Source organism: Agrobacterium sp. ICMP 6402, assembly GCF_009498615.1.
In the GTDB taxonomy this organism is placed as follows: Bacteria; Pseudomonadota; Alphaproteobacteria; order Rhizobiales; family Rhizobiaceae; genus Agrobacterium; species Agrobacterium burrii.
In genome coordinates this window covers 37,752-56,327 of record NZ_QSNV01000001.1, presented here as the reverse complement: position 1 = coordinate 56,327, position 18,576 = coordinate 37,752, and the positions used below count along the sequence as shown (strand labels likewise).

Here is an 18,576-nt window from a genome sequence, read left to right as displayed (position 1 = left end):
AATCATGCCCCGTCGGCAGGAATACCACGGTCAGCGACCCTCGAGATGGCCGGATTTGCAGGACGGGAAAACCCCGTCCGCAATCAATGGATATAGCCGAGCCGGATAGCCTTGGCGATTGCCTGAATACGGTTGACGGAATCGAGCTTGATCGTCGCGGAACCGAGATAGGCATTGACCGTGTGCACGGAAAGCCCGAGCTTGACCGCGATCTCTTCACTGATACGGCCGTCACCCGCCAGTTGCAGGCAGGCGATTTCCCTCTCGCTCAGTGCTTCCGAGGGTGCCGCCTTGCGCTCGTCGAGCGCCAGCATGTCCACCATGATCTCGCAGCATTTGATGTGCTGCTCGATGACGACCTCGTTGTCGAGGACGAGATTGGTGCCGCAGAAAACGATGTAACCATTGCCGATGGTGCCGAGCCGCACCGGCATGGCCAGCCCCGCATAGGGCAACGTGTCGTTTTCGATCCGGCGCAGCAACGCCGGAACATCCGGAAGATCGGCAAAGCCGCCGGCGTTCTTGTTGCGCCAGATAACCGGCAACAGCGACGTCTCGATATGATCGAGAAGAATATCACCGACCGCGCGGATGAACTGCGTGCTCTGCTCTGCGGCATTCATGCCCCAGTTTTCCAGCTCGCAGGTCATCTTCTTCTTGTTGGGGAAACCGGAAGCGGCAGCCTTCGTCACCACGAAATTTCGCGCGCCGACCAGCTTCTGCATGGCGACGAGCTTCGGAAACAGATCCGACCGGCTCGTTGCGACAGGAGTGCGGTAAAACATGCCCGTTTGACCTGTACCCTCATTGTCTTTCGTCTGTACCATCCGTCCGACCATTATACGAGGTTGTTGCGCACGGCGTAGGCAATTGCCTCCGAGCGGGTTTTTGTCGCGGTTTTACGCATCACGCTTGTAATGTAATTATTGATCGTATTGCGCGAAATGCCAAGGATCATCGCAATTTCGTCGCTTGTCTTGCCTTCTGCAATCCAGAACAGGCATTCGAGCTCGCGCTCGGTAAGATCGATATCACGCACAGGCTTTGCTTCGCTGGCGATGCCGAAACTGATGCAATAACCTGTTAGCAGGGCGATTTCGCGCAAACGCTCCGGTGAAGGAACAACGTGTTCGGGAAACAGCAGCAGGAGGGAAAGCCGGATGCGGCCTACGCAGAAGGACAGTGCGGAATATTGCCGGTCGATACCGTAGGGAACAGAAACGTCGTCAGGAAGAAACAATAATCGTGGCCGCAGAAGCGAAAGGCATTTTTCCATTTCGCTCGATCTGTTCTGGCTGTTCGTCAGTTCAATACCCAGCCTTCGTACCAGATCGAAAGGCCAGTCGGATGTGACGATGAATTTCAGCCCGGTTTCTTCGAGAAGATCATCCCGCGCCAGCAGATAATGCGAGGCGCCGGCGTAAGTTACAAGCAGATCCAGTGCACCTGCAACGTTACCGGCAGCGGCCGTGGCTGCGACATTTTTGGCAAGCTGGTCGCGCGGCAAGGGCTTACCCATGCCCTCCATAGGCTTGGCAGACAGCCTGCGGATATCAACATCGACTTTCAATCGCCTACGCCCTCTTGCTCCCAACGGGAGATTATACCTCGGGATGGAATCATTCCATTCAAGAAGCTTACCAAAACGGAATGGCGCGCCCCCGGAGACCGAATCATTTCATTTTATGGAACCGACCGGAATTTGCCATTACCTGACAACAGCCTTTCCACGTATTTCCTCATTCGTCTATTGCTAAAAAAACATACTGAAAAGCTGGCTGATTCATAATCGGCATTCTCAGCCTATTCCCAGCAAACTGTATCGTTGATGAATGATTTGTAAATGCTGTCCTGAAACGAGAATGCCACGGGCCGACGACCAAGGATAGTAAAAAGCCGGAAAATGCAAAAAAGGCCGGGTAAACCCGGCCTTTTCAAAATCACGCTGCTTTTTCCACCGCCCATTTGCGCAGGATCTTGGCTGCTCTTTCCTCGCTGATTTCCACCATGCGGGAGAGCCTGCGTTCCGGTCCTTCGCGAACCCGGCGGTTGAAGGTGCCTTCGCTGTCGCCACCGGCCAGAAGATCGTCGGTGCTGTCGAAGCCGAAATCCGCTCCGAAACCTTCCATAAGACCACCAGCACCTGCATCCATGCCGGGAGAGAAATCCGGCAGTTCGAGACCGGCGGTCTCCTGGCTGAGCTGACCGGCAGCCGCACCATTGCCGGCAACCGTGCGGACCAGGGGACGCACACCGAGCCAGATGACGAGGAAAGCGACGGCGACGAAAGCGAGCGAGTTGATGATGCCGGCGGAATTGCGGCTCAGCACTTCCATGACGCCCGGACCGCTGGTGGCCTCGTCGAGCAATTGCGTTTCCAGGAAGTCCATTGCCGTCAGCGTGACGATATCGCCACGATCCGAAGAGATGCCTGCCGCCGACGTCACGATCTTCTGCATTTCGGCAAGATAGGCGTCGATCTTGGCCTGATCGACGGGTTCGCCGACCATCTTGGCAATACGGCCCTTGTTGACGACCACGGCAACTGAAATCTTCTCGACGGTATAGCCGTTCTTGACCGTGGCGACCGTTTTCGAGTTGATCTCGTAATTGGTCTGCTCTTCCTTCTTGGCCGACTGGTCGGAAGACTGCGGGCCGCCAGCGCCGCCCTGAGGGGCAGCCTGCGGCACGTTCTGTTCCACGGTCGCTGCCGTATCCGGCTGCGTCTCCTGGGATTTCTGGTCTTCCTTTACCGTGCGAACAGAGCGCTCGACACGCGATTCCGGATCGTAGACGGTTTCCTGAATCTGGCGGCTGTCGGTGTTCAGCTGCGCCGTGACGCTGGAGCGGAAATTGTCCATGCCAAGGAAAGGCGCCAGCGCCTTATCGATATTGGTGGTGATTTCCTGCTGGACATTCTGCGCCAGTGTCAGCGAGCGGTTCATGGCGGCGTTGGTGACATCGTCGCCGGAAGCGAGAAGCTGGCCGGTGGAATCGAGCAGGGTCACGTCATCAACTTCAAGGCCGGGAACGGCCGAGGCGACGAGGTGACGGATGGAGGCGGACGCCTTGCGACCTGCGGTGGCGCTGGCGCGGATCATGACCGATGCGGTGGGCTTCTGTTCGCCACGGCGGAAATTGCCGACATCAGGCATGACGATATGGACGCGTGCAGCCGCAATCCCGTCGATCTGCTGGATGGAGCGGCTAATCTCACCCTCAAGGGCACGAACGCGCGTCACTTCCTGCATGAAGGAGGTCAGGCCGAGAGAACCGACATTGTCGAAAAGCTCGTAACCGGCATTGGCGCTATCAGGCAGACCGCGCTCGGCCAAAAGCAGCCTTGCCTTGCTGGTAAGCCCTACGGGAACCTGAAGGCTCGAACCGTCGGTTCCGACCTGAAAGTCCAGCCCCGATTCGGCAAGCGCAATGCTGATCTTGTTGAGGTCGCTTTTTTCAAGCCCGACATAAAGGGTCTCGTAAGCGGGACGGTTCACGTAGAGAGCTGCTGCAAGGATAACGGCCATGGACAAAACGCCCACGCCGCCCAGCATCAGCAACCGTGTCTGACCCAGCGCCGCGATATTTTTCAGGACCTGAGGGATTTGATTTAACAGATTCATTCTGTTCCGCACCGTCATTCATAGAATCCGAGACCTTTTGGCCCCGTAATGACAATAGGGTGCGAAGCTTGCGCGAGCGTTGCCTTTCTCCGCATTCAGCGAGGAAAGGAACGTCGGCGGGAATATGGTCTAAAACAGGTCGAAGTCGCCGGAAGCCTTGTCCAGCGGCTGGGAATGGCCATGGCGGAAGGCGGCGCCCAGCGCTTTTTGCATTTCGGCAAGCTTGACGAGGCTGAGCGCCGTGGAGACATCGACGATCCATTCACCGGGAATGGAACCGGTGACGGTGTCGATGAATTCGGCAAGACCGCGGGTCTTCTGGACGGCGAGATCAATACCCTGCAACAGCTTGATGCCGTCGCCGGACAATTGACCGCTGGTCACTTCCAGCAGCTGCGGCTCGATACGTTCGATGAGATAGGCGACGTCGTGCAATTCCGACACCACGCGCATGAGAACATCCGGCAGGGCTTCTTCGAACGGAGCGGTACCGGCGTGGTCTGCAATCTGCATTGGAAACTCCGTGACTAGAAAAATTCGATGTCGTTGGCGACGGGCTTTGGGGCCGGCACCGGACGCGTTTCCATGGCGACCGTCTTCTGGGTTTCCGCGCCGCTGAGCGGATGCTGACGCGCGCGACCAGAGACCGGCCAGAACTCGATCTTGCGGCCATGCTCTCCGCCCGTGGAGGAGCTTATGACAGGAATGCCTTCATCTTTCAGAAACTGCATGGCGAAGATGGCGTTCTGTTCACCGACATTCGAGAAGCTGGCGATCGTCTTTGCGCCGCCGAAAACCTTGGCCTCCAGCCGGTCGCGGCGGGCGCCCTTCTTCAGAAGGCCGTTGATCAGAAGTTCCATGAGATGCACGCCGTAACGCGTCGCATCTCCCCCGGTCACATTGCCCGTTCCCGGCAGCAGGAAATGGTTCATTCCTCCAAGGCCGGCAACGGGATCTCTCAGACAGGCGGCCACGCACGAACCGAGTATCGTCGTCATGACCACGTCGGGATCGCTGACAACCTTGTACTCGCCCTGAATGATATGTACGCGTTTGGCCGCAGCTTCAATCATTTCAGCGATCCGAAAACCGCCTCGATGGCTGCACGCATCTTGTCGATGGTGAAAGGCTTGGCCAGCACGTTGTTCGCACCGAGCTGCGCCGCCTTCTGCACCAGCGCGCGGTCACCCTGCGCGGTGAGGATGATGAAGGCCGCCTTTTTGAGGGTCGGGTTGGCCCGCACGGCGTGCAGGAAACCGAGACCGTCCATTTTCGGCATGTTGAAGTCGGAGATGACGAGATGATGGGGCTGCTGCTCCATGATCTTCAATCCCTGCTCGCCATCGCCGGCGGAAGTGATCTGCTTGAAGCCGAGCTGTGTCAGCGCATCGCTGAGGAGCAGCCGGCTGGTCACCTGATCGTCAACGATCAGAACTTTGATCTTTTCTGCGAGAGACATTAGTCAGTACCTTCTTTGCGGGCAGTGGTTAGTTTCAGGATTTCTTCGCCGATGGAGGCCAGCGGCAATTGCTGTTCAACGGCGCCAAGCTCATACGCCACGCGGGGCATGCCGTAGACGACGCAGGTTTTTTCATTCTGGCCGACGGTGCGCGCACCGGCATGCCGCATTTTCAGCAGTCCGGCCGCGCCATCACGGCCCATGCCGGTGAGAATGACGCCGACGGCGTTGCGTCCGGCAAGCTCGGCCACAGAATCGAACAGGACATCGACAGAGGGGCGATGGCCGTTGACCGGGTCACGCTCGATGAGCCGGCAGCAGGGTGCTGCGCGGTTGGCGATCTGCAGGTGGCGCTCGCCGCCCGGCGCGAGATAAATCTTGCCCGTTTGCAGCCGTGCGCCATCCGTCGCTTCTTCCACGACGGGCGCGCAGATGCGGTTCAGCCGCTCGGCGAAACTCTTGGTGAAGGTCGACGGCATGTGCTGGGTGATGACGGTCGGCGGGCAATTGGCCGGAAATTTTTGCAGCACGGCGATCAGCGCCTCGACCCCACCCGTGGATGAACCGATGGCCACGACTTTGCGACCGGCCCGATAATCGCTGACCGGGGTAGGCTGCACTGCCGCCGCGCTTTCCGGACGAGCCGCGCGATAGGCGGCATGCTGGGAGCGGGCGGCGGCTTTCACCTTGTCGGCGAGATCGCCAAAGGGACGCGCATCACCCGGAGCCGGTTTGCCGACGCAGTCGAAAGCACCGATTTCAAGGGCAGCGAGCGAGGCATCCGCACCGCGATGTGTAAGCGACGAGACCATGATGACCGGCATCGGCCGCAGGCGCATGATCTTTTCGAGGAATTCAAGGCCGTTCATTTCCGGCATCTCGATGTCGAGTGTCACGACATCGGGGTTGAGCTGCTTGATAGCTGCTCTCGCTTCCATGGCGTTGCCGGCCTGTCCGACCACCTCGACTTCCGGATCAGCCTTGAGGACAGCCGAAATCAGGCCGCGCATCGTTGGACTATCATCGACGACGAGTACCCGTGCGAGTGCGCTCATGCCTTCCTCCCGGATGCGTGACCAATGTAGCGGTAGGTGGTGATGCCGGTGTTATCGAACAGGTTCTTGGCGTCGCCGGAGACGCGTTCGGAATGGCCGATATAAAGATGACCACCTTCCGGCAGCAGTCCTGCGAAACGCGACCAGATGCGTGTCTGCGTTGGCTCATCGAAATAGATGACGACGTTGCGGCAGAAAATGACGTCGAAATTGCCCTTGAAGGGCCATTGCGTCATCAGATTCAGTTCGTTGAAGGTGATGAGACGCTTGACCTTGTCGTCGATGCGGAACTTGCGGCGACCGCCGGCATCAACCTCCGTAAACCATTGCTTGCGCATGGCGGGAGACACGGTTTCGAGCGCGTTGTCGTCGTAAACGCCGGCGCGGGCCTGCGCCAGAATCTTCGGGTCGATGTCGGTCGCCAGAATTTTGAAATCGTAGTCCGCCGCATTCGGGAACATGGCGAGCACGGTAAGGGCAATGGAATAGGGTTCCTGCCCGTCGGAACAGGCCGCCGACCAGATGCGGACACGTCCACCGCTCTTTGCTCTTGCAATGAGACCCGGCAGGACCCCGTCACGCAGATGTTCGAAATGATGGTTCTCGCGGAAGAAGCGCGTGAAATTCGTCGTCAGGTGCGACAGCATTTCGCGCCGCGCCGGGGCGCCCTCGGTTGAGGAGACCAGCGTGCAATATTCGCGGAAACCGGAGAGGCCGAGATTGCGGATATGCTTCGAGAGGCGGGAATAGACCAGCGACGCCTTGGTGTCGTTGAGATAGATGCCCGCATCCGCATAGATCATCGCAGCGATCTCCGACAGATCGCGTCTTGTCAGCGGGTATTCGCCGCTGGCAAGAACGTCGTCCGGAGACTGGCGCTGGTCGCTGAGATTAAGTGCTGCCATGGATGATCCGCTTTCAACCTGTCGCCGCAAGCGACATTTCCTGCTTCAGGGGCTGTCCGCGCGAAGCGCTGACAATGGCATCGACATCCAGAATGAGCGCAACGCGTCCGTCACCGAGAATAGTTGCGGCGGCAATGCCCGGAACATGGGTATAGTTGGCTTCCAACGACTTGATGACGACCTGACGCTGACCCTGGATCGCATCAACCATCAGGGCGCGCTGGCCGCCGCCTTCCGATTCCACCAGAAGGGCTACACCTTCGACCGGATCGGCCTGTGTCGGACGGAAATTCAGAACGCGTCCGACATCAACCAGCGGGCAGAAGGAATTGCGGATGGAGATCAGCCGCTGGTTGGAGCCGAAGGAATGAATGTTCTTCGCTTCCGGCTGCAGGGTTTCGACGATTGCGGTCAAAGGCACCACAAGCGTTTGACCGGCCACCGTCACCACCATGCCGTCGAGGACGGCGAGCGTCAGCGGCAGGCTCATGGTGAAGGTCGAACCATGACCGGGGCGCGAGGAGATGCTGATACGGCCGCCAAGCGCCTGAATGGAACGCTTGACCACATCCATGCCGACGCCACGGCCGGAAATGTCGGAAATCTTGTCTGCCGTCGAGAAGCCCGGCGCGAAGATCAGATTGTCGATCTCCTCGTCGGTCAGGTTCGCATCGGCGGCAATGAGATCATTGTCGATCGCCTTCTGGCGAACGCGCTCGCGGTTGATGCCGGCGCCGTCGTCCTGAAGTTCGATCAGGATGCGGCCCGAGCGGTGCTTCGCCGAAAGCTTGATGGTGCCTTCAGGGTTCTTGCCCGCCGCTTCGCGCTTTTCCGGTGTTTCGATGCCGTGGTCGACGGCATTGCGAATCATGTGGGTCAGGGGCTCGGCCAGCTTGTCGATGACGGTCTTGTCGACTTCGGTGTTTTCACCTTCGGTGACGAGGCGGATCTGCTTGCCGATCATGTCTGCGACTTCGCGGACGATACGGGACATGCGCTGGAACACCGGCTTCACCGGCTGCGCGCGGATGGCCATGACGCTGTCCTGGATTTCGCGCGTCAGCTGCTGCAGCTCGTCGAGACCCATATTGACGGCGGAGGTGCCGCTCGCATCGTTTTCGATGACGCTCTGCGACAGCATTGCCTGATTGATGACGAGCTCGCCAACGAGGTTGATCAGGCGGTCGACACGGTCGAGATCGACGCGGATGGTCTGGCCGACATTCGCATTGGCGGCCGCATTTGCGTTTGCCTGGGCTGCGGCGGGCGCTGCCGCCGCCTCGCGCTTTTCGATGGCGGCATTGACGCTTTGAGCAATCTGGGTCGTTGCAACTGCTGCCTCGACGGCTGCGGCAACAAAAGGCGCTTCCTGCGCGACGGCGGGCTCTTCTTCCGGTCCGCTATCGAGAGCCGAGAGATCGAACGGAACCGGGATCATCGGAAGTTCTTCCTCGTCCGCGGCGGCATCGGAAAGAACCGGCGAAATTTCGAGATCGCAATCCCATTCGGCGAATTCAAAAACGCTGCGGATAGCCTCTTCACCCTTGTCGGTCGTGATCGAAACCGTCCAGGAGAGATACGAGGCTTCAGGGTCGAGCTTGTCGAGCGTGGGAAGCTCCGACATGTCGCAATTGACGCTCATTTCGCCGACACGCGAGAGATCGCGCAGGAGAAGCGCCGCCTCGTTGCCTTTCGAATAAAGCGACGCGTGCGGCTTGAACTTGACCTGGAAGGTCGGCGCTTCCATCAACGGCGTGGTTTCGTCAGCGAAATCGGAGAAGGAGAACGGGATCGGCTCGAAACCGCTGTCATCCGTCGGCTTGGGCGCGACGGGAACCGGAGCCTTTATCGCAACCGGCGCCGGCGCGGAAACCTGCACCGTTTCGCCATTGGCCAGCGCTTCCAGTTCCTTGACGAGACCACGGGTGCGGCTTTCATCAACGCTGCCGCCATCTCTTGCGGCATTGGTCAGGTCCGCCAGCACGTCGGCCGAGCGCAGCATGACTTTGAGAACATCCTGGCTCGGTTCCAGCTTGTTGGAGCGAACGCAGTCGAGGGTCGTTTCAAAAACGTGGGCGAAGGCCACGAGATCATCCAGACCGAAGGCGCCGGCCCCGCCCTTGATGGAATGAACGGCACGGAAAACGGCGTTGACGGTTTCCGGATCACGGTCGCCGTCATTCAATTTAAGAAGCCCCGATTCCAGTTCAGCGAGCTGCTCCTCGCATTCCTGGAAAAAGATTTCCTTGATTTCGTTCATATCCATCGTGAAATGTCCCGTATCAGGCGGTTACGCGTTCAATGGCATCGATGAGTTTCGCAGGATCGAACGGCTTGACGATCCAGCCGGTCGCACCGGCCTGACGGGCGCGGTTCTTCTTTTCTGCGTCGCTTTCGGTTGTCAGAACGAGGATCGGGATAGCCCGATACTTCTCGTTGCGGCGCACACCCTCGATAAAGCCGAAGCCATCAAGACGGGGCATGTTGATATCAGTCACGATGACATCGGGGTTGCTCTGCTCGAGCACCTCGAGGCCTTCAACGCCGTCTTCGGCCTGAATGGTTTCAAAACCGGCATTGTTGAGCGTGACCAGGAGCATGTTCCGGATCGTTCTGGAATCATCCACGGTAAGAACTTTTTTCTTCACTTCTTGATCTCCTTCAGGAGCAAATGATCGATTTCGACGCCTATCAGTTTCATGGTCTTGTCGAATGCATCGGACGCCTTGGCAAAACCGAACGGTTTGCCGTCCTCCTCCCAGGACTTCGCACCGGCCATGAGGACCTGGGCGCAAAGTGCTCCGATACGCTCAACCTCGGACGCATCCACCGACAAAGGTGCTCCTCTCAGCGTCATCAGCTTGCCGTGCAGCGCCGATGCCTCGTTGAGATCCAGCACCGGTGACAGTTTCAGCGTCGCCTCAGCTGCTTTTCTGGCTGCCATTACATGACTCCTTGGCGTCTGAATTGTTGGTAATCCTGGCCGTAATCCGTGCGGTCATCCCCACGGGCCATAAATGATGTGTCCTGACGCTCCGCCACGGCCATCGCCCCCGCCTGACCCTGACGGGCGATGCGGAACTCCCTGATGGTGCGGCCGAGTTCGAGAATGACGGTGTGAAGTGCGTCGGCCTCGGAGGCGCCGCCGCTTATATCGGCGGCGATCCGCCCCGCCTGCCGCTGGTGTTCACTCATGTCAGCAGCGACCGATTGCAGCTCGCCGACCTGGTCGGCCGTATGGCGGGAGACTTCGGCGATCATGTCGTTGATGCCGGACACCTGCCGGACGACGCCGCCGATTGCCTCCTGCGTGCGGTTGACCATGCGCACGCCGCCCTCGACCTGGGTTTTCGTGGTGCCGACGAGGCTTTTGATCTCTCTTGCAGCGTCGGCAGACCGTTGCGCCAAGGCTCGCACTTCCTGCGCGACGACGGCGAAACCACGTCCGCTGTCGCCAGCGCGTGCCGCCTCGATACCGGCATTGAGGGCGAGAAGGTTCGTCTGAAACGCAATTTCATCAATCGTGCCGATGATCCTGCCGATTTGCTCGGCGGATTGCTCGATGTGCGACATGGCATCGATCGCCTCGCCGATCGCCTTGCCGCTTTCGACCGCTGCCTCACGGGCGCGGGAAACCGCCGTCTCCGTCGCCGATATGCGAACGCCGTTTTCGGCCGCGCCGCTGATCATCGTCTGGATCGCACGGGAGGTTTCCGCAAGCGCTTCGGCCTGCTGGCCGGAACGCTCGGCCATGGAACGACCCATTTCGGCAAACCGCGCGCTTAGCGCTTCGGCCTCGCCGATACCGTTTTGCGCCGATATCAGCGATGCGCCGATGGTCGCCAGCGCCGTATTGAACGAGGATGCAACATCACGATAGGCTTCCGGCACATCGCCGCCGATGCGGGCCTGCAAGTTGCCTGCGGCAAAGGATGTCAGCGCCGCACCCAGCAATGTTGCCGCTTCCGAACGGTCGCTGTCGCGCTGTTCCGCCAATTCGCGGCCATGGCGCAGGCGCAATTCATTAAACCGCAGCGAGACGGCGATCTCGGTATCGACCATCACCAGACGGACGACGTTTTTCACGGCTTCCGCCAGTTCGCGGGTTTTCTTGCGGTTACCGGGCAGGATGGAGCGTGGCGCATGTTCGGCCACCAGCCCACCGAGCAGATGTTCAAGAACGACCGCGTGACTGGCGATCTGCCAGCGCGGATCGAGACCCATGCGGCCGGCATTGTCAGAAAGAACCTTCACCCGCTCGGCATAAAGCGCATCGAAACGCGCATCCGTCAGCACACTCCAGTGCGAGGATTGCAGGTCGTGCAGGCGATCAAGCTGGTTTTCGCTTTCGAAAGACGGTGAACAGTCGGGCATCGACTGGAAACGGTTCATCACGTCCCGCAGACCGGCCTTGACGTAAGGCTCGAGCATGCCGCGATAATTGCGCAGGAAATCGGATTGCGTCTCGTCGAGGCCGGCAAAGCGAAGCCGTCCCGCCAGGCTTGCACCTGCCGATCTGCGCGCTTGATCTGATGGCAAATCCTGCCCCAACCGACGTCCCCAACACCATGACGGCCGGAGGAACCCGGCCAAATTGACCAAGGTTCAGAACGTCAGCACCCTTCGCGGATTTTTGAACGAACATACCCATCGCGGACGATGCGGCATCGACGCTTGCCAGACCTTCTTGAACCAAGAAACGAAAATACCGGATCGGGCCCGGTACGGCAGTGCGGCGTCATGCCTGGAAGGGGAGAGAACCCCATTCCGCCGTGGAAATACCATCAATCTTTATGGTTAATTCCTTGCTTGAAAGTTAAGAAACATCGGCTCCGGCGTCAAACGGTGAAATTTGTAAAAGCTTTTAGCCGTTGCCGCCCTCACTTTGCCGCAAACCGGCAAAACCGAAAAGGAATCGGCCATCGCGGGCGGTTTTTCCGGCCTGTGCGCTGGACAAGCGCGTGCGGCTTCCCCTAAAACAAATCAACGGGATATTCGCTGAGCGGTGATGCTTTAAAGAGACCTTTACGATCAAGGAGATGCCAACTTGTTATGGATGGAGACATGCCGCCGTTCAAGGCGCCATCCGCAAGTGTTGATCGGCATCATGGTCGCAAGCCTGCTCGTCATGATCGGCTTTCAGGCACCTTCCGGCATCAAGACACTTTCCAAGACCAGCCGTCTGGAGAGATTGGAGACGGTTGATCTCAGCCGTTCCCTCACTCTTGGCGACAGGGATTGCGATAGCGGCTGCAAGGCCGGGGATGCCGGTTCAGGTCTTCGCCCCGGCAACTTCCCCTCTCCCGCTTTGCGGATCACCGTTGACGCCGGGCCGGCCGTTACATCTGTTGCCATCGCGCCACAAGCTTTCCGAGACTTTGCGAGCGTGGTTCCAAGAGCGCCCCCGCATATTATCTATTAGTCATTCCGGCGGTCCTCATCATTCGGTTCTTATGAGCCTTGAGGGATCGGAGTCGTCGGAAACCCGCCGCAGACTCCAATTCCAGAGAAAAACCGCCGCCGCATATGACACTTGCAACCATTCTTCCATTTATTGTCGCCTTGCCTTTTGTCGGCGCCATTTTAACGGCTTTCATGCCGCGCGACGGCGCGGCCGCAGGCCCCGCCTCCGTGGCTGGCGCTGTGGCCCTCTTCGGCCTTGTCAGCAGTATTTTTCTTTATCCGACGATCAGCGATGGCAGCGCACTGAAATACGATGCGGAATGGCTGCCGCAACTCGGCCTGAACTTCACCCTGCGGCTGGACGGATTTGCCTGGTTATTTGCAATCCTCATTACCGGCATCGGCCTGCTCGTGGTCCTCTACGCCCGCTACTACATGTCGGCAAAAGACCCGATCCCGCGGTTTTTTGCCTTCTTCCTCGCCTTCATGGGCTCGATGCTCGGCGTGGTCCTGTCCGGCAACGTCATTCTGCTGTCGATCTTCTGGGAAATGACCAGCATCTTCTCGTTCCTGCTGATCGGCTACTGGCATCAGAACGCCGGGGCGCGTGACGGCGCCCGCATGGCGTTGACCGTGACCGGCATCGGCGGCTTCAGTCTTTTGGCGGGGCTGTTGATCCTTGGCCATATGGCGGGAAGCTATGATCTGGACAAGATCATCGAGGCCGGCGCCCAAATCCGCGCCCATCCTCTCTATCTGCCGGCGCTTATCCTCATTCTCGGCGGCGCGCTGACCAAGAGCGCGCAGTTTCCCTTCCATTTCTGGCTGCCGAATGCCATGGCGGCGCCGACGCCCGTTTCCGCCTATCTGCATTCGGCCACCATGGTGAAGGCCGGGGTGTTTCTGCTGGCGCGGTTCTGGCCGGTGCTGGCAGGCACGCCGGAATGGTTCTGGCTGGTGGGCATGGCCGGCGTCATCACCCTGCTGCTCGGCGCTTATTTCGCCATGTTTCAGCAGGATCTGAAGGGGCTGCTCGCCTATTCCACCATCAGCCATCTCGGGCTCATCACCACACTGCTCAGCCTCGGCAGCCCGCTGGCCGCGGTTGCGGCCATCTTCCACATGGTCAACCACGCCACCTTCAAGGCCTCGCTGTTCATGGCGGCCGGCATCATCGACCATGAAACCGGCACCCGCGACATGCGGCGCTTGAGCGGGCTCTACACCTATCTGCCAGCGACGGCCACGCTTGCCATGGCGGCAAGTGCGGCGATGGCCGGCGTGCCGCTGTTCAACGGCTTCCTCTCCAAGGAAATGTTCTTTGCCGAGGCCGTCGAAACCCACGCCGATTCGCTGCTGGACCGGGCGCTGCCCTATGTCGCGACGCTGTCCGGCGCATTTGCCGTCGCCTATTCGCTGCGCTTCATCCACACGGTGTTTTTCGGTCCCAAACCGGTCGATCTACCGAACCCCAATCCGCACGAGCCGCCGCGCTGGATGCGCTTTCCGATCGAGTTTCTGGTTTTCGCCTGCCTGATCGTCGGCATCGTTCCAAGCCTTTCGATCGGCCCGTTCCTGCATTCGGCCGTGCTTTCCGTTCTCGGGCCGCAGACGCCCGTTTACAGCCTGTCGATCTGGCACGGTTTCAACCTGCCGCTGATCATGAGTATCGCGGCGCTGATCGGCGGCGTTACCATCTATGCACTGCTCGGCGGCTATTTTTCGCGCTGCGATGACGGTCCGCCGGTCTTCCGGCATTTGCGAGGCCAGCGCATCTTCGAGCGCATTCTCGTCACCGTGTCCTGGAAGTGGGCGCGGTGGCTGGAAAGCACGCTCGGCACGCGGCGTCTGCAGCCGCAGCTGAGACTTCTGATCCTCGTGGCGCTTCTCGCCGGTTTCTCGCCCCTGTTCCTTTCGGAATTTTCCCTGTCGCTGCCGCGCGTGACGACTTTCGATCCGATCTTCGCCATTCTCTGGCTGATCGGCATGATCGCCGCGCTCGGTGCCGCCTGGCAGGCTAAATATCATCGGCTTGCCGCCCTCATCATGCTCGGCGTTTCGGGGCTCGTCACCTGCCTCACCTTCATCTGGCTTTCCGCCCCGGATCTAGCGATTACCCAGTTGCTGGTCGAAATCGTCACTACGGTTCTCATCCTGCTCGGTCTCCGGTGGTTGCCGAAACGTTTCGAGAAGGTCGATAGCAGCGACGAGCTGCCGGCGCAGCTTCGCCGCGCTCGCGACTTTCTGCTCGCCGCCGCCAGCGGCATCGGCATGTCGGTCATCGCTTATGCCGTCATGACGCTGCCGGTGCCAAACGCCATCTCCACCTATTTCCTGGAGCGCGCCTATACCGAAGGTGGCGGCACCAACGTCGTCAACGTCATTCTGGTCGATTTCCGCGGCTTCGACACATTCGGCGAAATCGCGGTGCTGGCGATTGTGGCGCTCACCGTCTTCGCACTGCTTCGCCGTTTCCGCCCCGCGCACGAAAGCATCGGGCTGCCGGAACAGCAGAAGATGCAGAATGCCTTCGATGCCGAACGTCCTGATCGCAGCAAAGGCGATACCGTCCACGATTATCTCTATGTGCCGTCGATCGTGATGCAATGGATGTTCCCGGTCATCATCACCTTCTCGATCTTCCTGTTCATGCGCGGCCATGACCTGCCCGGCGGCGGCTTTGCAGCCGGCATCACCATGGCAATCGCCTTCCTGCTGCAATATCTGGCCGGCGGCGCACGCTGGGCGGAGGACCGCATTCGTATCCTGCCGCTGCGCTGGATGGGTTTCGGCCTGTTGATGGCCGCAGTGACGGGTATCGGCTCGTGGTATTTCGGCTACCCGTTCCTGACCTCCTATTTCCAGTATACGGAGATACCCTATATCGGCAAAATGCCGACGGCATCCGCCCTGCTGTTCGATCTCGGCGTCTTTTCGGCGGTCGTCGGCTCCACCGTTCTTATTCTCATAGCACTGGCACACCAATCGTTGCGCAACTACCGCGTTCGCACGCCTGAAGCCGCAAAAGCGGAGGACGTGTAATGGAACTCATTCTCGCAATCGGTATCGGCGTGATGACCGGCTCCGGCGTGTGGCTTATCCTGCGCCCGCGCACCTATCAGGTCATCGTCGGGCTCTCATTGCTGTCTTATGCCGTCAACCTGTTCATCTTCGGCGTCGGCGGCATCAAGACCAATGCGCCGCCGGTGCTGGTCAACGGTGTCGATAGTTCCACGCTGGCCGACCCCGTGCCGCAGGCGCTGGTGCTGACGGCAATCGTCATCGGCTTTGCGACGACGGCGCTTTTCCTCGTAGTGCTGCTTGCCGCCCGCGGCCTCACCGGCACCGACCACGTGGACGGGAGGGAGACGAAATGATGTCATTCCCCTTCCACATCGTCATCGCGCCCATTCTTCTGCCGCTGATCACCGCCGCCATTCTGCTGTTCTTCGACGAGCGCCAGCGCGTGGCAAAGGCCGCCATCAGCCTTACTTCGACAGTGCTATTGCTGATCGTCGCCATCCTGCTGTTCCGCGAGGTGAATTCGACGGTCAATACCGAAATCGCCGCTGTGGTTTCGAGCGGCGTCTATCTGCTCGGCAACTGGGCCGCCCCCTTCGGCATCGTGCTTGTCGCAGACCGTCTTTCCGGGCTGATGGTACTGTTGACGGCGCTGCTTGCCATTCCCTCGCTGATCTATTCGATGGCGAAATGGCACAAGGCCGGCGCGCATTTCCATTCGCTGTTCCAGATGATGCTGATGGGCGTCAACGGCGCGTTTCTGACCGGCGACCTCTTCAATCTCTTCGTGTTCTTCGAAGTGATGCTGGCGGCCTCCTACGGCCTGTTGCTGCATGGTTCCGGCCAGCAGCGCGTCAAGGCCGGGCTGCATTACATCGCCATCAACCTCGTCGCGGCGCTGTTCTTTCTGATCGGCGTCAGCCTGATCTATGGCGTCACCGGCACGCTGAACATGGGCGACCTTGCCCATCGGATCGAGGGGCTGAACCCGGACCAGCGCATGCTGCTGGAAACCGGCGCTGCCGTGCTTGGCATTGCGTTTCTGGTCAAGGCCGGCATGTGGCCGCTGAATTTCTGGCTGCCATCGGCCTATGGTTCAGCTTCCGCTCCGGTTGGCGGCCTGTTTGCGATCATGAGCAAGGTCGGCATCTATGTCATTGCCCGCCTGTCCTTCCTGCTTTTTGGGCAGACGGCGGGGGAATCGGCAGGCTTCGGCCATGATGCCCTGCTCGTCGGCGGCATCGCCACCATCATCTTCGGGGCGATCGGCGTTCTGGCATCACAGGCGCTCGGGCGGCTTGCCGGCTTTTCGGTACTGATATCGTCGGGAACGCTTCTCGCCGCCATGGGTACCGGCAATCCGACAGTTGCGGCCGGCGCGCTCTATTATCTGGTCAGCTCTACCCTCACCATCAGCGCCTTCTTCATGCTGATCGAGCTGGTGGAGCGCGGCCAGGATGCCGGCGCGAACGTTCTGGCCGTAACCATGGAAGCCTATGGCGAAGGCGAGGAGGAGGAGGAAGAAGAAGAAGTCGGCGTGACGATGCCCGCCACGATCGCGGTACTCGGCGCCTGTTTTGCCGCGTGCGGCATTCTTCTGGCCGGCCTGCCGCCGCTTTCGGGTTTCATCGCCAAATTCTCGATGCTGACAGCCATTCTCAACCCTTCCGGGCTTGGCGCCAATGACAGCATTTCCACGCTTTCCTGGTGGCTGGTCTTCCTGATCGTCTTTGCCGGTTTTGCCTCGCTGATCTCGATGACCCGCGCCGGCATCCGCACCTTCTGGGCCTCCATAGAAGGCACCGTGCCGCGTGTTCTCGTCATCGAAATAGCACCCATCATGCTGCTGCTCGCCCTGACACTTGCCATGACCGTGCAGGCGGGTCCGGTGATGCGCTACATGCAGGAAACGGCGCGTATCCTCGATCTGCCCGCAAGCTATATTCAGGGCGTCATTTCCGCACCGCGAGCGGGAAGCAACCCGGAGGCGGAGCCATGATGAACCGTCTCCTCCCCTACCCGCTGCTGACGGTTTCGCTGATCTTCTTCTGGATGACAATCAACAGCTTTTCGCCCGGACATCTGCTGCTTGGCACCGCTGTTGCGCTCATCGCCTCCTGGGCGATGGCGTCGCTGCGGCCAGCCAAACCGCGTATCCGCAACTGGCACAAGCTCGCGCTGCTGATCCTGATCGTGCTTTATGATATTATCAGGTCCAATATCTCGGTCGTGAAGATCATTCTGTTCAAGCGCGAAAGAGACCGCAAATCCGGCTTCCTGGCGGTGCCGCTCGATATTCGCGATCCCATGGCGCTGGCCGTGCTGGCAACCATCCTGACCTCGACGCCGGGCAGCGCCTGGCTTGAATATAATTCCAGCCAGGGCACGCTGCTCCTCCACGTTCTCGACGATGTGGATGAGGCCGCGTGGATAAGCCTCATCAAGAACCGATATGAAAAACTGTTGATGGAGATATTCGAATGAGTTCGATTATCCTTTTCTGGTCCTTTTCGCTGGCGCAGTTCATGCTGGCCATCGCCATGACAATATCAGTCTATCGCATCGCCATCGGCCCCCGCGCCCAGGACCGGGTGCTGGGCATGGATACGCTCTATGTCAACGCCATGCTGCTTCTCCTCACCTTCGGCCTGCGCACCGGCAACGACATCTATTTCGAGGCATCGCTGCTGATCGCCATCCTCGGCTTCGTCTCCACCGTCGCCCTCTCCAAATTCATGATGCGCGGCGAGGTGATCGAATGAACAACGCCGCAGAATTTCCGCTCTGGGCCGCCATTCTCGTGGCTTTCTTCGTGCTGCTAGGCGCGTCGCTGACGCTGATCGGTACCATCGGCTTTGCGAGGCTGAACAGCTTCTACGAGCGCCTGCATGCGCCCACACTCGGCACCAGCTGGGGCACCGGCGGCATCGTCATGGCCTCGATCATCTATTTCTCCGTCTCTGGCGACCGCTTCGCCTTCCACGAAATCTTCATCGGTATTTTCATGACGGTGACGACGCCGGTGTCGCTGATGCTGCTGGGACGGGCCGCGCTTTATCGGGATCGGGCTGAGCAGAATTCGGATAATAGGGAGCATTTGTAAATTCGCT

General features: G+C 59.6%; 19 protein-coding genes. 7 read left to right on the top strand and 12 right to left on the bottom strand.

The window, feature by feature from the left end; translation table 11 throughout:
• Positions 1 to 83 precede the first annotated feature (83 nt).
• From visR to DXT96_RS00220, 12 genes are all read right to left on the bottom strand, one after another.
• On the bottom strand, positions 84 to 785 hold the full coding sequence (gene visR, locus DXT96_RS00275) for a transcriptional regulator VisR (protein WP_174375240.1): 702 nt from the start codon (positions 783 to 785) through the stop codon (positions 84 to 86).
• 53 nt (positions 786 to 838) lie between these two features.
• Complete coding sequence (gene visN, locus DXT96_RS00270; RefSeq protein WP_174375241.1) at positions 839 to 1,570, bottom strand: transcriptional regulator VisN; 732 nt, start codon at positions 1,568 to 1,570, stop codon at positions 839 to 841.
• A 370-nt stretch (positions 1,571 to 1,940) separates the two neighbouring features.
• Complete coding sequence (gene fliF / locus DXT96_RS00265) at positions 1,941 to 3,623, bottom strand: flagellar basal-body MS-ring/collar protein FliF (protein ID WP_194287511.1); 1,683 nt, start codon at positions 3,621 to 3,623, stop codon at positions 1,941 to 1,943.
• A 129-nt stretch (positions 3,624 to 3,752) separates the two neighbouring features.
• Positions 3,753 to 4,136 carry a hypothetical protein gene (locus DXT96_RS00260; protein ID WP_153513157.1) on the bottom strand — a complete coding sequence of 128 codons (384 nt, stop codon included), beginning with the start codon at positions 4,134 to 4,136 and terminating at the stop codon, positions 3,753 to 3,755.
• A gap of 14 nt (positions 4,137 to 4,150) precedes the next feature.
• Positions 4,151 to 4,696: a chemoreceptor glutamine deamidase CheD gene (cheD, locus tag DXT96_RS00255; protein ID WP_046800555.1), complete on the bottom strand. Its 546-nt coding sequence runs from the start codon at positions 4,694 to 4,696 to the stop codon at positions 4,151 to 4,153.
• A complete protein-coding gene (cheY2, locus tag DXT96_RS00250; RefSeq protein WP_149898541.1) occupies positions 4,693 to 5,082 on the bottom strand; it encodes a chemotaxis response regulator CheY2 in 390 nt (129 codons plus the stop codon). Before cheY2 ends, cheD begins: the two co-directional genes overlap by 4 nt.
• Positions 5,082 to 6,137, bottom strand: a complete 1,056-nt coding sequence (cheB, locus tag DXT96_RS00245) for a protein-glutamate O-methylesterase CheB (RefSeq protein ID WP_153513156.1) — start codon at positions 6,135 to 6,137, stop codon at positions 5,082 to 5,084. The genes cheY2 and cheB overlap by 1 nt, the downstream gene beginning before the upstream one ends.
• Positions 6,134 to 7,042 (bottom strand): protein-glutamate O-methyltransferase CheR, encoded by a 909-nt coding sequence (gene cheR / locus DXT96_RS00240; RefSeq protein WP_153513155.1) that lies wholly within the window; start codon positions 7,040 to 7,042, stop codon positions 6,134 to 6,136. Before cheR ends, cheB begins: the two co-directional genes overlap by 4 nt.
• A gap of 13 nt (positions 7,043 to 7,055) precedes the next feature.
• Entirely contained in the window at positions 7,056 to 9,308 is a 2,253-nt protein-coding gene (locus DXT96_RS00235; RefSeq protein WP_153513154.1) for a chemotaxis protein CheA, read from the bottom strand.
• A 16-nt stretch (positions 9,309 to 9,324) separates the two neighbouring features.
• Positions 9,325 to 9,690 carry a chemotaxis response regulator CheY1 gene (cheY1, locus tag DXT96_RS00230; protein ID WP_004439870.1) on the bottom strand — a complete coding sequence of 122 codons (366 nt, stop codon included), beginning with the start codon at positions 9,688 to 9,690 and terminating at the stop codon, positions 9,325 to 9,327.
• Positions 9,687 to 9,986 carry an STAS domain-containing protein gene (locus DXT96_RS00225; protein ID WP_153513153.1) on the bottom strand — a complete coding sequence of 100 codons (300 nt, stop codon included), beginning with the start codon at positions 9,984 to 9,986 and terminating at the stop codon, positions 9,687 to 9,689. The genes cheY1 and DXT96_RS00225 overlap by 4 nt, the downstream gene beginning before the upstream one ends.
• Positions 9,986 to 11,581: a globin-coupled sensor protein gene (locus tag DXT96_RS00220; protein WP_246670512.1), complete on the bottom strand. Its 1,596-nt coding sequence runs from the start codon at positions 11,579 to 11,581 to the stop codon at positions 9,986 to 9,988. The genes DXT96_RS00225 and DXT96_RS00220 overlap by 1 nt, the downstream gene beginning before the upstream one ends.
• A gap of 517 nt (positions 11,582 to 12,098) precedes the next feature.
• Between DXT96_RS00220 and DXT96_RS00215 the strand changes: the two genes are divergently transcribed.
• From DXT96_RS00215 to mnhG, 7 genes are all read left to right on the top strand, one after another.
• Positions 12,099 to 12,464: a hypothetical protein gene (locus DXT96_RS00215; protein WP_153514111.1), complete on the top strand. Its 366-nt coding sequence runs from the start codon at positions 12,099 to 12,101 to the stop codon at positions 12,462 to 12,464.
• Positions 12,465 to 12,568: 104 nt separating this feature from the next.
• Positions 12,569 to 15,487, top strand: a complete 2,919-nt coding sequence (locus DXT96_RS00210; RefSeq protein ID WP_153513151.1) for a monovalent cation/H+ antiporter subunit A — start codon at positions 12,569 to 12,571, stop codon at positions 15,485 to 15,487.
• The gene (locus DXT96_RS00205) at positions 15,487 to 15,822 is read left to right on the top strand and encodes a Na+/H+ antiporter subunit C (protein WP_149898535.1); all 336 of its coding nucleotides are present in this window, start codon (positions 15,487 to 15,489) and stop codon (positions 15,820 to 15,822) included. Before DXT96_RS00210 ends, DXT96_RS00205 begins: the two co-directional genes overlap by 1 nt.
• Positions 15,819 to 17,465 (top strand): monovalent cation/H+ antiporter subunit D, encoded by a 1,647-nt coding sequence (locus DXT96_RS00200; RefSeq protein WP_188355952.1) that lies wholly within the window; start codon positions 15,819 to 15,821, stop codon positions 17,463 to 17,465. The genes DXT96_RS00205 and DXT96_RS00200 overlap by 4 nt, the downstream gene beginning before the upstream one ends.
• Positions 17,462 to 17,950 carry a Na+/H+ antiporter subunit E gene (locus DXT96_RS00195; protein ID WP_194287510.1) on the top strand — a complete coding sequence of 163 codons (489 nt, stop codon included), beginning with the start codon at positions 17,462 to 17,464 and terminating at the stop codon, positions 17,948 to 17,950. The genes DXT96_RS00200 and DXT96_RS00195 overlap by 4 nt, the downstream gene beginning before the upstream one ends.
• A complete protein-coding gene (locus DXT96_RS00190) occupies positions 17,947 to 18,228 on the top strand; it encodes a K+/H+ antiporter subunit F (protein ID WP_080810635.1) in 282 nt (93 codons plus the stop codon). Before DXT96_RS00195 ends, DXT96_RS00190 begins: the two co-directional genes overlap by 4 nt.
• The gene (gene mnhG, locus DXT96_RS00185) at positions 18,225 to 18,569 is read left to right on the top strand and encodes a monovalent cation/H(+) antiporter subunit G (RefSeq protein ID WP_111784629.1); all 345 of its coding nucleotides are present in this window, start codon (positions 18,225 to 18,227) and stop codon (positions 18,567 to 18,569) included. Before DXT96_RS00190 ends, mnhG begins: the two co-directional genes overlap by 4 nt.
• Positions 18,570 to 18,576: the final 7 nt, after the last annotated feature.